This is a genomic window from Pseudactinotalea sp. HY158, assembly GCF_009660225.1.
GTDB lineage: Bacteria > Actinomycetota > Actinomycetes > Actinomycetales > Beutenbergiaceae > HY158.
On the sequence record NZ_CP045920.1, the window covers coordinates 87,005 to 101,226 of the forward strand.

The following is a 14,222-nucleotide window of genomic DNA, read 5'->3' on the forward strand; positions in this document are numbered from 1 at the left end:
TCGTCGGACCGGGGCGTTCGTCCCCAGGCGCACGCTGTGCGCCCGCTCTCAACGTCCGGCCCGAGTGACCGGCGCGTGTGCGGTGTCACGTCGGGCGGACCGCGATGTAACAGCCGACCTGAGTAAATCACATCTACGCGCCGATCGACCACTGTCCGGTTGCATCCGCGCCACAATGCGGATGTAGCACCGGTACGGTGCGGTTCCATCGTGATCATCCTGTGACTTGACGTGTTACAATTGACTCATTACTGTGACAACGACGTTACAACTGGGACTGCTGCACAGCCCACGACAGTTCGAAGGAGAACCCATGAAGGTTCGTATCCGCACGGCGCTCAGCGGCATCGCCGCCCTGGGGGCGATCGGAGCACTCGCCGCCTGCGGCACCACCGGCAGCCAGGACGGCGGTGCACCGACGGGCGAGGGGAAGGACGGCCCGTACCAGATCGCCACGGTTCCCAAGGTCGACGGCATCTCGTGGTTCGAGGCGATGGCGAACGGCGTCGAGCAGTTCGACGAGGACCTCGGCGATGAGGTCGACGCCTGGCAGATCGGCCCGGACACGGAGGATGCGGCGAAGCAGGTACAGATCATCGAAGACCTGATCGCGCAGAACGTCGACGCGATGGTCGTCGTCCCGAACGACCCGCAGGCATTGGAGCCGGCGCTGACCAAGGCGCGTGAGCGCGGCATCGTGGTCATCACGCACGAGGCGCCCGCCCTCGCGGGCACCGAGGCGGTCGACTACGACCTCGAGGCGTTCGACAACGCGGTGTTCGGCGAGCGGATGTTCGAGAAGCTCGCGGAGGGCATGGGCGGCGAGGGCACGTTCGTCGGCATGGTCGGCTCGCTCACCTCCGAGACCCACATGGCCTGGTACAACGCCGGCATCGCCTACCTCGAGGAGAACTATCCCGAGATCACGCCGGTGACCGCGCAGCCGTACGAGGACAACAACGACGACGCGACCGCCCGGGCGAACGCCTTGGAGATCCTCCGCGCCTACCCGGACCTCGACGGCTTCGTCAACGGTTCGGTGTCGGCCGGGGCGAACTTCTCGGCCGTGCTCAAGGAGAAGAACAACACCCACGTCACCGTGTCGAGCCTGTCGCTGCCGTCGGTCGCCGGGCCCTATCTCGAGGAGGGCTGGACCTACTCCGCGCAGACCTGGAACCCCGCCGGTGCCGGCTATGCGGGCAACGTGCTCGCGCTCAAGCTCCTCCAGGGCGAGACGATCGAGTCCGGCATCGACCTCGGCTTCGAGGGCTACGAGTCGGTCACGGTCGACGGCGAGATGGTCGTCGGCGACGCGATCATGATGCTCGAGAAGGGGCAGTTCCCGGACGGCTATCCGTTCTGATCGTCTGACCGCGCCGGGCGGGCCCCACGGCCCGGACCCGCCCGGCACCGCCCACCTCGGGGCGAGACGCCCCCATTCCCGGAAAGAGTTCGCATGAGTGATCCCATCCTCGTGGCGGAGGACCTGTCGATCTCGTTTGGCGATGTTCGCGCCCTCAAGGGCGTCGACGTGACGATCGCCAGAGGCGAGGTCCGCTGCCTCGCCGGCGAGAACGGCAGCGGCAAGTCCACCTTCGTCAAGATCGTCTCGGGCGTGTACGAGCCTACGGGCGGCACCGCCACGGTCAACGGCCGCCGGATCGAGGCGAATGATCCACGCGCTGCGATCGCGGCCGGCGTCCAGGTGATCTACCAGGACCTATCACTCTTCGACCACCTGAGCGTCGCCGAGAACATCGCCATGAACGCGATGCTGCACCATGGCGCCCGCCTCGTCAGCCGGCGACGCCAGCAGGAGATCGCCGCCGTGCAGCTCGAGCGGATGCGCGTGGACCTGCCTCTCGATGCGTCGGTGGGCACGTTGTCCATGGCGAACAAGCAACTCGTCGCGATCGCCCGGGCCCTGAGCCTGGACGCGCGCATCCTCTTCATGGACGAGCCGACCACGGCGCTGACCACGAAAGAGGTCAAGCGACTCCTGACGATCGTCCACGAGCTGAAGGAGTCGGGCCTCGCGATCGTCTTCATCAGTCACAAGCTGGACGAGGTCTTCGAGATCGCCGACACGATCACGGTCTTCCGGGACGGCGCCAAGGTCGGCGACTTCGCGGCCGAGGACCTGGACTCGGCGTCTCTGAGTTACCACATGACCGGCCGAGAGGTGCTGTACAACGAGTTCGAGCGTTTCCCCAGGCCCGACGACGCGACCCGGCCGCCGTTGCTCGAGGTCCGCAATCTCACCCGCCGGGGGAACTACCGCGACATCAGCTTCGCCGTGCGCGCGGGGGACATCGTCGGCCTCACGGGCCTGCTCGGGGCGGGGCGTACGGAACTCGCCCTGAGCCTGTACGGCCTGAACAAGCCCGACAGTGGCGAGATCCTGGTGAACGGCCGGGCAGTGCGGATCGAGCAACCCTGGGATGCCATCGATCTCGGCATCGCCCTCGTGCCGGAGGACCGCGGCACCCAGGGGCTCTTCGGAGAGCAAAGCACTGCGATCAACTCGACGTCGCCTCAGCTGGACAAGATCCTCACCCGGTGGCGCACGCTCGATCAGAAGGCGGAACACGACATCGCCACGGCCGTCATCGACGAGATGCGCGTGAACAACAAGAACCCGGACGCGATCGCCGGGCGGCTGTCCGGTGGCAATCAGCAGAAGGTCGTCATCGGCAAGTGGATCGCCACGGATCCGGCCGTGTTCATCCTCGACAGTCCGACGGTCGGGATCGACATCGGCTCCAAGGCCGAGATCTACGACCAGATCCAGACCCTGACCGCCGCCGGAATGGGCGTCGTCCTCATCTCGGACGAGCCCGAGGAGATCGTCGCGAACTGCAATCGCGTCATCGTCATGCACGAGGGCGACGTGATCGCGACCTTCGGCGACGACGACCGTCGTCTGCCCGGATTCACGGAGCGGCTCGCGGACGTCATCGCCGATCCCACCAGCGCTCAGGCCCTTGCACCAGGAGAGACCCGATGAGAAGCTCACCCTTCCGAGCGATCATGAACCGTCGTGCGACGGGCATGGAGAAGTACCTCGGCGCCATCATCGTGGCGTACGTCGTGATCGTCGCGCTCAAGAACCCGTTGTTCTTCAGCGTCGAAACCCTGTTCGACATGATCTACAGCGGCTCCGGCGTCATGCTGCTAGCCCTCGGGGTCCTGGTCGTGCTGGTCTCGGGCGGGATCGACGTCTCGTTCACCGCCGTCGCCGTCGTCTCCGGCTATATCTCGGTCAGGACGATGCTGGCGCTCGGGGTGGACGACATCCTGTTCGCCCTGATCGTCGCGGTGGTCGTCGGCCTCCTGCTCGGCGCCGTCAACGCGCTGCTCATCCACTACCTCAAGCTCTCGACGCTTATCGTGACGCTGGGAACGATGAGCGTCTACCACGGCCTCATGGCGGTCCTGCTCGGCACGAAGTCGTACTCGGTCGGCCAGATGCCCGCCTCGTTGGTGGAGTTTGGATCGAGCTACCTCGTCACGATCAGTACCGACGCGGGAGTGTTCGGTCTGACTGTCTTCCTGCCGATCGTGCTCGCGGTGGCCGTGCTCACCTGGTTCCTGCTCTATCGCACGATGCTGGGCCGGTCCGTCTTCGCGATCGGATCGAGCGAGGAGTCCGCGCAGCGCCTCGGCATCAACGTGCTGCGGACCAAGCTCTTCGTGTACTGCTACACCGGCGCGCTGGCCGGGATGATGGGGATCCTCTACTTCTCCGAGCTGAAGTACGTGAATCCCACGTCGCTCATCGGGGAGGAGCTCTTCATCATCGCGGCCGTGGTCATCGGCGGGGCCAAGCTCACAGGCGGTGAGGGCACGATCCTCGGTGCCTTCCTCGGTGTCGTGATCTTCCGGCTGTTCGGCGCGACCCTCGTCTTCCTCGGGCTCAGCTCCTCGTGGAACGGCCTCTTCTTCGGAACCGTGCTCCTCATCAGCCTGGGCGTCATGTATCGCCGTCAGCGCCTGAGTGATCGCAAGAACCTCGTCTTCGCCGCGGCGTGACCCAGAACTGGAGACAGACAATGAACGCAGTCGTGCGAAAGTTCTCGCAGGACCGGAACCTCTCGGTGATCAGCGTGCTCACCCTGACGACCCTCATGGTGCTCATCGCCACGCTGGGCGGCCGGTTCCTCTCGGCCGGCAACCTCCAGTCGATGGGTACCCAGGTGGCCGAGTTCGGCCTGCTCGCACTGGCGATGGGCCTGGCGATGCTGCTCGGCGGGATCGACCTGTCGATCGTCTCGGCGGCGGTCCTGGCGGGGATCGTCGGCACGAAGTTCCTCGCGGGCGATGTCATCGCCATCACGCCGGGGAACGAGTCGATGGTCATGGTCCTCGGCGCGGTCGCGATGCTCGTGACCGGGATGGCGTGCGGACTCCTCAACGGCCTCCTCATCGCCAAGGTCTCCGTGCCGCCCATCCTGGCGACGCTGGCGACGCTCATCTTCTTCGCCGGAGTGGGCATGGTGATCACCGACGGACAGAGCGTACCGGTGACGATCCCGGGCTTCGCCGAGCTGGGGGTCGCCACGGTGGCCACGGTCCCGGTGGTGTTCGTGGTCATGGCGCTCGTGTTCCTAGTCGTCGGCTTCATGCTCCGACGGACGCGGACCGGCCGACGGATCTATCTCTACGGCGAGAACAACGTCGCCCTGCGGTTCACGGGGGTTCGCAACGAGCGGCTCGTCATCATCACCTACGTGCTCATCGGCCTCATCGTCGGCGTTGCGGCGATGATCATGGTCTCGCGCGTCAACTCCGCGCGCGTCGGATTCGGCGAGTCCTATCTGCTGCAGGCGATCCTCGTCGTTGTCCTCGCCGGGTTCGACCCCTACGGTGGGCGCGGTCGGGTCGCGAGCCTCGTGCTGGGCCTCGTGTTGCTCCAATCGCTGCAGAGTGCGTTCACGATCCTCCGGTTCGACCCCTATATGAAGACCTTCATCTGGGGCGCCGCGCTGCTCCTGATCATGGTGATCCACCACGTGCTCAACATCGGCTCGGGCCGGCGCAGTCGCGAGAAGGAGCCGGGCACACCGCCGATCGCCGGCCCGCAGCAGACGCTCGTGGACGCGGAGGCCTGAGATGTCGGACTTCCAGACGGACGCGCGCACGGTCCTCGGCGAGCTCGGCGAGACGCTCGGCCGGATCGATGCCACCCGGATCGACGCGCTCGTGGCTGCGCTCGAGCGTGCGGGTCGCGTCTTCGTGCTCGGGGTCGGCCGCGAGGGCCTCGCCGCGCGCGGATTCGCCATGCGGCTCATGCACCTGGGCTTCGACTGCCATTGGGGCTGGGACGACACGACGCCGAACGTCGCCGAGGGAGACACGTTCCTCCTCGTCAACGGTTCGGGCGCGATCGGCCACCTCGACTACGTGTTCGAGCAGGTGCGCGCGGCGGGCGCACAGACCCTCGTGGTCACCGGCGTGCCCGATGGGCGCACTCCGCGGGAGGCGGATCTGACGATCGCGATCCCGGCCACGGTCTACCGGGGCAGCGGCGACCTGGTGACCTCGATCCAACCGATGGGCAGCCTGTTCGAGCAGGCGACGGGGCTGATGTTCGACCTCATCGTGCTCCGGCTCGCCGAGTCGCGCGGCCTCGACTTCGATGCCCTGGCTGCCCGGCACCGCAACTTCGAGTAGCCCGAGCGGGCGACCATTTCCGAGCATGGAGTGACGATGACGAAGATCCACAACGACCCGGCCACCTTCACCGAAGATGCCATGCGCGGATTCTGCATGGTCAACGAGCGATACGTCCGCGCAGTCCGCGGCGGAGTCGTCCGGCGCTCCCCCGGACCGGACGGAAAGGTCGCCGTTCTCGTCGGCGGCGGGACCGGACACTATCCCGCCTTCGCCGGCTGGGTCGGTCCCGGCTTCGCGGACGGCGCCGTGGTCGGCAACATCTTCAGCGCCCCGTCGGCCCAGTACGCGCAGTCGGTCGCTCGGGCCTCGGAGCGCGGAGGCGGGGTGATCTTCGCATACGGAAACCACGCGGGCGACGTCATGAATTTCGGGATGGCGACGCAGGCCCTCCTCGACGCGGGGGTCGACGCGCGTCAGGTCGTCGTGACGGATGACATCCACGCGGCGGGCACGGACGAGATCTCGCGCCGACGGGGGATCGCCGGGGACTTCACGGTCTTCAAGGTCCTAGGCGCGGCCGCCGAGACCGGTGCGCCGATCGACGAGGTCGAACGGCTCGGTAACCTGGCCAACAACCGCACCCGGACGGTGGGGATCGGATTGTCGGGCTGCACCATGCCTGGCAAGGCCGAGCCGCTCTTCACGGTCGAGGCAGGCACGATGGCGATCGGTCTCGGGCTCCACGGCGAACCCGGCATCACGACCGTCGAGCTCGGCACCGCCGCGGACATCGCCCACCACCTGGTCGAGCCCCTGCTCGCCGAGGATCCCGGTGACGATCGGCGGATCGCCGTCGTGCTCAACGGCTTGGGAACCACGAAGTACGAGGAGCTCTTCCTGCTCTGGGCGGAGATCGCCCCCCTGCTCACCGCGGCCGGTTACGACCTGGTCGAGCCTGAGGTGGGCGAGATCGTGACCAGCCTCGACATGGGCGGCGTCTCCCTCACGATCACCTGGCTGAACGATGAACTCGAACCGCTATGGCGCGCCGCCTGCGACACGCCCGCCTGGCGGCGCGGGACAACGGTGGCATCGGCATCGGCCCAGACACCGACCCCGGCATCGGTCGAGGACGGCGCCGGGGCCGAGGAAGCCGCGGACGTGGTGGAGATCCCCGAGGCCACGGCCGCCTCCCTGGAGCATGCGCGCAGTGCGGTGCGCGCCGCCGAGAAGGCGCTCGCCGCGATCCTGGCGAACGAGGCCGAGCTGGGGCGGCTGGACGCCGTCGCCGGTGACGGCGACCACGGCCGTGGCATGACGCGCGGGGTGAGCGCCGCGTGCGTCGGTGCTCGGGAGGCGGCCCGTGCCGGCGCCGGGCTCGGCACGACAATCGCGCGCGCGGGCGAGGCGTGGGCGGATGCAGCGGGCGGTACGTCCGGTGTGCTGTGGGGTTCGGCACTCGGAGCCGCGGGGCGGCGGCTCGGGGACGGCGATGTCGACCCGGCGAGGGTCGCCGCCGCGGTCGAGGAGTTCGTGGGAACCATCGGCGGGCTCGGCGGAGCCCGGGTGGGAGACAAGACGATGCTCGATGCGATGGCTCCGTTCTCGGCCTCCCTCGGCGCCGAGATCGGCTCGGGACCGGGTGCAGCGGAGGCGGCGGTGCGCGCTGCCGAGGCCGCGGCTCAGGCGACGGCCGACCTCGAGCCGAGGATCGGCCGAGCCCGCCCCAACGCCGGCCGGAGCCGGGGGGCGCCCGATCCTGGCGCGGTCTCCTTCGCCCTCATCGCTCGTGCTGTGGTCGCCAGCCTCGCAGCAGAGGACGAACGGTGCTGACCGATCCCGAACGTCTGTATGTGACGTACCGGCTCGGCTCCGCCGACCTGTCCGGGACCATCGAGGCGATCAGGGTCGAGCAGACCATCGAGTTCCCGCATGATTTGGCGCAGGAGTGGATTCGGGAGACGCTCGTCGGCCGGGTCGAGGAAGTCGCCGGTGATCGGGTGACTTTCTCCTATGACCCGAGGATCCTCGAGGCCGACGGCGCAGTGACCCAGTTCCTCAACGTCGTCTGGGGCAACGTCTCGCTCATGGACGACGTTCGGGTGGTCTCGATCGAGCCGCCGCGGACGCTTCTCGACTCCCTGCCCGGGCCCCGCTTCGGGACCTCCGGGGTCCGCAGGCTCGTCGGCGCGGCCGAACGTCCACTCCTCATGACCGCACTCAAGCCGATGGGCATGCCGGCACATGAGCTCGCGGCTCATGCGGGCCTGCTAGCCGGTGCCGGCATCGACGTCATCAAAGACGACCATGGCCTGGCTGATCAGCCGTGGGCTCGCTGGCGCGAGCGGCTCGTCCGGTGCGCCGAGGCCGTTGCCGAAGCCAACGAGCGGACAGGTCGGTCGGCGCTCTATGCGCCGTCTCTCAACGTTCCGCTCGACCGCGTGGTCGACTGCGCCCACGCGGCGCGGGAGGCGGGCGCCGGTGCTCTGCTCGCACTTCCCGGACTCTCCTCCTTCGAGATGGTTCGTGTGCTGGCGAGCGATCCCTCGATCGGGCTGCCGGTCATCTCCCACCCCGCGGGCCTCGGCTCACTGACCGCACGGGGAGGCCACGGCTTCGAGCCGGGGCTGATCTACGGCCTGCTGAATCGGTTGTGCGGAGCGGACCTGTGCGTGTTCGTCAGCCATGGAGGCCGGTTCGGCCCGAGCGCGGCGGAATGCGAGCGGATCCGGGATGAGTGCCGCCGCCCGCTCGGGACAGTCGAGCCGTCGATGCCCGTGCCCGGCGGCGGCATGTCGATCGAGCGGGTGGGTGCTCTCTACGACACCTACGGCGCCGACGCCGTGTATCTGGTCGGTGGCGCGCTCCATCGCGGCGACCTACGAACGAATGCGAGTGCGCTGCGGGGTGCAGTCGAGCGCCTCGCGACGCAAGCCTGACGCATCGACACGATCCACGAATCGATAGACCCTCAAGCGATTGGACACGATCACCATGACCTTCAGAATTGCCGTCGGCGCGGACAACGCCGGCTTCGAGTACAAGGAGGCCATCAAGCGAGACCTCCAGGGAGACGCACGCGTCGCCGTCGTCGTCGATGTGGGCGTCGGCGCCGCCGACGACGGCACGTACTACCCGAATGTCGCCATAGCGGCGGCAGAGAAGGTCGCTCGCGGCGAGGTCGACCGGGCGTTGCTGATCTGCGGCACCGGCATGGGGGTGGCAATCGCGGCGAACAAGGTGGCCGGGGTCCGGGCGGTGACGGCTCACGACTCCTACTCGGTGGAGCGGTCGGTCCTGTCCAACGACGCCCAGGTGCTGACCTTTGGTCAGCGGGTCATCGGCCTCGAGCTCGCCCGCCGGCTGGCATCCGAATGGCTCGCTTACCGCTTCGACGACACGTCGGCATCGGCTGAGAAGGTGGCGCGTATCCGCGACTACGAGACCTCCTAGCCGGATCCACCGGCGCGTCGAGTCGCCGGTGACCGCCGGTCAGCCACCTGGGATGAGAGCCGCGCCGTCGGCACGTGCCTGGAGCGAACGGTGATGGGGCCCACGCGGCCGCCGCAGGGGCTCGTGCTGAGGTCCACCTTTCACTCTTGACCCGTTCACTGCCGGCCGCCGACCTGTGGCTGCTGAGTTCTGATGGCTGACCGAGGCGGTCACGATAGCGGTGGGCCGCACCCTGGGCGAGGTGTACCGTCCCTGCGCGAACGCGTCGAAGGGCCGATACCACGCGGGGTGCCGGCCCTTCGACGAAGGTGGGGTGGGCAGGCGTCGGGAGGTGCGTGGGATGCGGGTGGCCGGCAGCGCTCACGGGCCAGGAGCGATCAGCCCTCCTCGGACCCGGCCTGCGCCCCCTCGGCGGGCGCGCCGCTCGGCTCCGTTCCCGGGGCCCCCGCGGCGGCCGGCGGTGCGGCCGCTCCGACCGGTGCGAGGTCGGGATCGGCGTCGATGTCGACGGCCGCCCCGAGGAACTGGGTCATGTACAGGTCGTGGTACGGGCCGCGGGCCTCGAGGAGCTCGGTGTGGGTGCCCTTCTCAACGATCCGGCCGGACTCCATCATGAGGATGAGGTCCGCGTCGCGGATCGTCGAGAGCCGGTGGGCGATCACGAAGCTCGTGCGATCGGTGCGCAGGGCGTTCATGGCGTGCTGCACGAGCAGCTCGGTGCGGGTGTCCACGGAGCTCGTAGCCTCGTCGAGGATGAGCAGCGACGGATTCGCGATGAACGCCCGGGCGATCGTGAGCAGCTGCCGCTCGCCGGCGGAGACGGCGTCGCCGTCCTCGTCCACGACCGTGTCGTAGCCGTCCGGGAGCTGCCGAACGAAGCGGTCGACCATCGTGGCCCGGGCCGCCTCGACGATCTCCTCGTCCGTGGCGTCGAGCCGCCCGTAACGGATGTTCTCGGCGATCGTGCCCTCGAAGAGCACCGCGTCCTGGAGCACCATCCCGACCCGGGAGCGCACGGCGTGGCGGCTGAGCGCGGTGATGTCCACCCCGTCGAGCAGGATGCGGCCCGAGTTCAGCTCGTAGAAGCGCATGACGAGGTTGACCAGGGTGGTCTTCCCGGCGCCGGTGGGCCCCACGATCGCCACGGTCTGGCCGGGCTGCACCTCGAGGGAGAGGTCGTCGATGAGCGGCGTGTCCGGGTCGTAGGAGAACGAGACGTGCTCGAACGCCACGTGCCCGTCGGTCCGGCGCGGCAGCTCGGCGGTGACGACCTCGGGAACCTGCTCCTCGGCGTCCAGAAGCTCGAAGGTGCGCTCGGCGGAGGCGACGCCCGACTGGATCATCTGGGCGAGCCCGGCGATCTGCCCGAGCGGCTGGGAGAACTCCCGCGAATACTGGATGAACGCCGTCGCGTCGCCGAGGGTGAGGTGCCCCGAGGCCACCCGCAGCCCGCCGGCGACGGCGATGAGCACATACGTCAGGTACGACGTGAACTGCATGAGCGGCATCATCGAGCCGGAGAGGAACTGGGCGCCGAACGAGGCCTTGAACAGCCGCTCGTTGCGCTCGTCGAACTCGGCGATCATCTCCCGGGAGCGCCCGAAGATCCGCACGAGCTCAAGCCCGGAGAAGGTCTCCTCGATGTGGCCGTTGAGGGAGCCGGTCTCCTTCCACTGGGCCTGGAAGCGCTTCTGGGAACGGGCGCCGACCGTGCCGGCGATGATCGCGCTGAGCGGCAGCGCCACGAGGGCCAGCAGCGCGAGCTGCCAGGACACGACGAACATCATGATCGCGATCCCGACGACCTGCAGCGCCGACTGGACGAGCTGACTGAAGCCCTGCTGCAACGCCTGCTGGATGTTGTCCACGTCGTTCGTCACGCGGCTCATCAGGTCGCCGCGCTGGCGGGTGTCGAAATAGGAGAGCGGCAGGTTGTTCAGCTTGGTCTCGATATCGGCCCGGAGCCTGTACACGATCCGCATGACCATGCGGTTGAGCAGGTAGCCGCTGGCCCACATGAGCACCGAGGCCACGATGTACAGCGAGAGCACGATGAGGATCTTCTCGCCGAGCAGGCCGAAGTCGATCCCCTGCCCGGGCACCACCCCGGACTTGCCGAGCATCTCGGCGTACTGGCCGTTCCCGCTCGCCTGCGCCTGCGCGATGAGCTCGTCCAGGCTCACGTCCGCGGGCAGCTTCGAGCCGATGAACCCGGAGAAGATGACGTCCATCGCCTGGCCGAGGATCCTCGGGGCGATGACCGTGAGCACCACGGAGACGACCACGAGCGCGATGACGAGGGAGAACAGCACCCGCTCCGGCCGGATGAGGCCGGCGAGCCGCTTCGCGGAGGACCAGAAGTTCCGGGCCTTCCGGGGCGGCGGGCCCTCGCTGAAGATGTCGGTGTCGCCGCCCATGAACTCCTCCTCGGGCACCTCGTTCAGAGGGCCCTCGGCCGGCGCGTCCTCCCGGGTCATCGGTCGGCTCCTTCGGTGCTGAGCTGGGACTCCACGATCTCGCGGTAGGTCTCGCTCGTGGTGAGCAGCTCGTCGTGGGTGCCGCGCGCGACGAGCACGCCCGCGTCGAGCACGAGGATCTGATCGGCGTCGCGGATCGTCGCCACGCGCTGGGCGACGATGATGACGGTCGCGTCCGTCGTCGCCTCCGCGAGCGCGGCGCGCAGCCGGGCGTCGGTGGCCACGTCGAGGGCCGAGAACGAGTCGTCGAACAGGTACACCCGGGGCCGCGCGGCGAGCGCCCGGGCGATGCACAGCCGCTGGCGCTGCCCGCCGGAGACGTTCGTGCCGCCCTGGGACACCCCGGAATCGAGCCCGCCGGGGCGGTCCCGGACGAAGTCCTCGCCCTGGGCCACGCGCAGCGCCTCCCACAGCTCGGAGTCCGTGGCGTCCGTGCGGCCGAAGCGCAGGTTCGTGGCGATCGTGCCGGAGAACAGGTACGGCTTCTGCGGTACGACGGCGACCACGCCCGCGAGGTCCTCGGTCGTGAGCGCGGTGAGCGGGACCCCGCTGATGCGCACCTCGCCCGAGGCGGGGTCGAACATCCGCGAGGCCAACTGGAGCAGCGTCGTCTTCCCCGAGCCGGTCGAGCCGACGATCGCGGTCGTGTGGCCCGGTTCGGCCACGAAGCTCACGTCGTCGATCACCAGTCGTTCCGCCCCCGGGTAGCCGAAGGAGACGCCGGAGAACTCGACCCGACCGGACCCCTCGGCGGTGAGCTGGGCCGCGAGGTCGTCGGTGAGTCCGGAGGAGTCCATGGACGGCTCCGTCTCGAGCACCTCCTCGATGCGCTCGGCGCAGACGACCGCGCGCGGGATCATCATCGTCATGAACACGCCCATCATGACCGCCATGAGGATCTGCAGCAGGTACTGCAGGAACGCGGTGAGCGCCCCGACCTCCATCTGGCCGGCCTCCACCCGGTAGCCGCCGAACCACAGCACGGCGGCCGTGGCCACGTGCAGGACCATCATGATGATCGGGAACATGAGCACGAAGATGTTCCCCACGCGCACCGAGACGTTCGTCAGCGCCTCGTTGGCGTCGTCGTAGCGCTTGGTCTCGTGCGGTTCCCGCACGAACGCACGGACGACGCGGATCCCCATGATCTGTTCGCGCAGCACGCCGTTGATGCCGTCGATGCGGTGTTGCATCTGCCGGAAGAGCGGCATGAGGCGGCCCACGAGCAGACCGACGACGACGACGAGCAGCGGCACCGAGACCCACACGAGCCACGACAGGCCGACGTCCTCGCGCAGCGCCATGATGATGCCGCCGATGCACATGATCGGCGCGGTGACCATGAAGTTGAAGGTCATGAGCACGAGCATCTGCACCTGCTGCACGTCGTTCGTGCCGCGGGTGATGAGCGTGGCCGAGCCGAACCGGCCCAGGTCGAGGGCGGAGAGCCGGTCGACCTGGCGGTACACGCTGCGCCGGATGTCCCGCCCGAGCGCCATGGCCGTGCGGGCGCCGAAGTAGACGGCGAGCACGGCGCTCACGGCCTGGACGAAGCAGACGAACAGCATCCAGACGCCCGTGGACCAGATGAAGTCGACGTCGCCGAGCGCGATGCCCCGGTCGATGATCTCGGCGTTGAGGCTCGGGAGCAGCAGTGCGGCGATCGTGGCGATGAGCTGGAAGAGGATGACCAGGAGCGCCCAGCCGCGATACGGCTTGAGGTGGCTCCAGGCCAGGTGCAGGAGTGACACGGTTTCATCCAATGGGGGCGATCGGCCCGGGGCGTCGGGAGGGGAGGCGTCGGGAGGGGAAGGTGTTTCGGGACGGAATGGCGTGATGGTGCGACGGTCTATTGTTCGGGCTTCGCCGCCGCGGCGCAATCCATATTTCGGATGAGGCGCCGGCGCGCGCTCACGCGGGCGGGGGAGGCCCAGGCGTACTCGGCGTACTCGGCGTACTCGGGGGACTCTGGGGACTCGAGCCGGTCGCGGCCGGATCGAGGGCGGCGATGTGGGCGAGCTGGGCGAGGGTGGAGTCGAGCACGTCCCGGTAGCCCTGCGTGAAGCCGCCGAGAACCCACGTGCGCACGGCGCTCCGGCGCACGACGATCGTCGTGCCGGCGAGGATCCCCGGCAGGGGGCTGCGCTTGGGATCGAGGCCCATGCGGTGGGCCAGGGCGCGGGTGAGCTCGATCTCCAGGTGGGCGGAGGTCGCCCAAGCGGACTGGAAGAGGTCGCGATGGCGGGTGGCCACGCGGACCCGCTTCTCCCAGAGGTCCTCACCGCGCAGGACGCGCTCGCAGTCCCACAGCAGCACGGCGCGGCAGGCGGCGACGGGCGACTCGGATTCCGGCCGGTCGCGGAGCGTGGCCACGAGTTCGTCCACGTAGTGGGGGTCGACCCCGGTGAGCGCATCCTCCTTCGTGCGGAAGTAGTTGAAGAACGTGCGGGGTGAGACGTCGGCGGCCGCGGCGATGTCGTCGACGGTCACCTGGTCGAGGCCGCGGGAGTCCACGAGGGTGAGCGCGGCGCGGTGGAGCGCGGCCCAGGTGGCGCGCTTCTTGCGCTCCCGCAGGCCGGGGCGGTCCTCATGCGCGGCGATGTTCATCACAACCCAATATATGCATGCGATGAATGTTTGCACAATCTGCAATGACGGTTCTAGCATGAGGGCTCG

General features: G+C 68.5%; 11 protein-coding genes. 8 read left to right on the top strand and 3 right to left on the bottom strand.

The annotated features are described in order from the left end of the window. Nucleotides 1-313: 313 nt before the first annotated feature. The 8 genes from GCE65_RS00410 (at nt 314) to GCE65_RS00445 (ending at nt 9,069) form a co-directional block, all read left to right on the top strand. Nucleotides 314-1,363, top strand: coding sequence for a substrate-binding domain-containing protein (locus tag GCE65_RS00410; protein ID WP_153876985.1), 1,050 nt, complete (start codon nt 314-316; stop codon nt 1,361-1,363). Between the two features lie 93 nt (nt 1,364-1,456). Continuing rightward, a complete protein-coding gene (locus GCE65_RS00415) occupies nt 1,457-3,007 on the top strand; it encodes a sugar ABC transporter ATP-binding protein (RefSeq protein WP_153876986.1) in 1,551 nt (516 codons plus the stop codon). Continuing rightward, nucleotides 3,004-4,032 carry an ABC transporter permease gene (locus tag GCE65_RS00420; protein WP_153876987.1) on the top strand — a complete coding sequence of 343 codons (1,029 nt, stop codon included), beginning with the start codon at nt 3,004-3,006 and terminating at the stop codon, nt 4,030-4,032. The genes GCE65_RS00415 and GCE65_RS00420 overlap by 4 nt, the downstream gene beginning before the upstream one ends. Nucleotides 4,033-4,052: 20 nt before the next feature. Continuing rightward, on the top strand, nt 4,053-5,111 hold the full coding sequence (locus GCE65_RS00425) for an ABC transporter permease (RefSeq protein WP_153876988.1): 1,059 nt from the start codon (nt 4,053-4,055) through the stop codon (nt 5,109-5,111). A gap of 1 nt (nt 5,112) precedes the next feature. Further along, a complete protein-coding gene (locus tag GCE65_RS00430; protein ID WP_153876989.1) occupies nt 5,113-5,673 on the top strand; it encodes an SIS domain-containing protein in 561 nt (186 codons plus the stop codon). Between the two features lie 36 nt (nt 5,674-5,709). After that, nucleotides 5,710-7,449: a dihydroxyacetone kinase family protein gene (locus GCE65_RS00435; RefSeq protein WP_153876990.1), complete on the top strand. Its 1,740-nt coding sequence runs from the start codon at nt 5,710-5,712 to the stop codon at nt 7,447-7,449. Then, a complete protein-coding gene (locus GCE65_RS00440; protein WP_153876991.1) occupies nt 7,443-8,555 on the top strand; it encodes a RuBisCO large subunit C-terminal-like domain-containing protein in 1,113 nt (370 codons plus the stop codon). Before GCE65_RS00435 ends, GCE65_RS00440 begins: the two co-directional genes overlap by 7 nt. Before the next feature lie 55 nt (nt 8,556-8,610). Next, the gene (locus tag GCE65_RS00445; RefSeq protein WP_152818036.1) at nt 8,611-9,069 is read left to right on the top strand and encodes a ribose-5-phosphate isomerase; all 459 of its coding nucleotides are present in this window, start codon (nt 8,611-8,613) and stop codon (nt 9,067-9,069) included. A gap of 377 nt (nt 9,070-9,446) precedes the next feature. Here the strand turns inward: GCE65_RS00445 and GCE65_RS00450 are convergent, their stop codons facing one another. From GCE65_RS00450 to GCE65_RS00460, 3 genes are all read right to left on the bottom strand, one after another. After that, nucleotides 9,447-11,546, bottom strand: a complete 2,100-nt coding sequence (locus GCE65_RS00450; RefSeq protein WP_370460162.1) for an ABC transporter ATP-binding protein — start codon at nt 11,544-11,546, stop codon at nt 9,447-9,449. Beyond that, nucleotides 11,543-13,297, bottom strand: coding sequence for an ABC transporter ATP-binding protein (locus tag GCE65_RS00455; RefSeq protein WP_153876992.1), 1,755 nt, complete (start codon nt 13,295-13,297; stop codon nt 11,543-11,545). Before GCE65_RS00455 ends, GCE65_RS00450 begins: the two co-directional genes overlap by 4 nt. A gap of 160 nt (nt 13,298-13,457) precedes the next feature. Beyond that, a complete protein-coding gene (locus GCE65_RS00460) occupies nt 13,458-14,153 on the bottom strand; it encodes a TetR/AcrR family transcriptional regulator (protein WP_153876993.1) in 696 nt (231 codons plus the stop codon). Between the last annotated feature and the right edge of the window lie 69 nt (nt 14,154-14,222).

Excerpts from the sequence above, each read along its gene's own strand:
- GCE65_RS00430 (WP_153876989.1), top strand. The coding sequence starts at position 5,113 with ATGTCGGACTTCCAGACGGACGCGCGCACGGTCCTCGGCGAGCTCGGC.
- GCE65_RS00435 (WP_153876990.1), top strand. The coding sequence starts at position 5,710 with ATGACGAAGATCCACAACGACCCGGCCACCTTCACCGAAGATGCCATG.
- GCE65_RS00445 (WP_152818036.1), top strand. The coding sequence starts at position 8,611 with ATGACCTTCAGAATTGCCGTCGGCGCGGACAACGCCGGCTTCGAGTAC.
- GCE65_RS00425 (WP_153876988.1), top strand. The coding sequence starts at position 4,053 with ATGAACGCAGTCGTGCGAAAGTTCTCGCAGGACCGGAACCTCTCGGTG.
- GCE65_RS00450 (WP_370460162.1), bottom strand. The coding sequence starts at position 11,546 with ATGACCCGGGAGGACGCGCCGGCCGAGGGCCCTCTGAACGAGGTGCCC.
- GCE65_RS00460 (WP_153876993.1), bottom strand. The coding sequence starts at position 14,153 with ATGAACATCGCCGCGCATGAGGACCGCCCCGGCCTGCGGGAGCGCAAG.
- GCE65_RS00420 (WP_153876987.1), top strand. The coding sequence starts at position 3,004 with ATGAGAAGCTCACCCTTCCGAGCGATCATGAACCGTCGTGCGACGGGC.
- GCE65_RS00410 (WP_153876985.1), top strand. The coding sequence starts at position 314 with ATGAAGGTTCGTATCCGCACGGCGCTCAGCGGCATCGCCGCCCTGGGG.
- GCE65_RS00415 (WP_153876986.1), top strand. The coding sequence starts at position 1,457 with ATGAGTGATCCCATCCTCGTGGCGGAGGACCTGTCGATCTCGTTTGGC.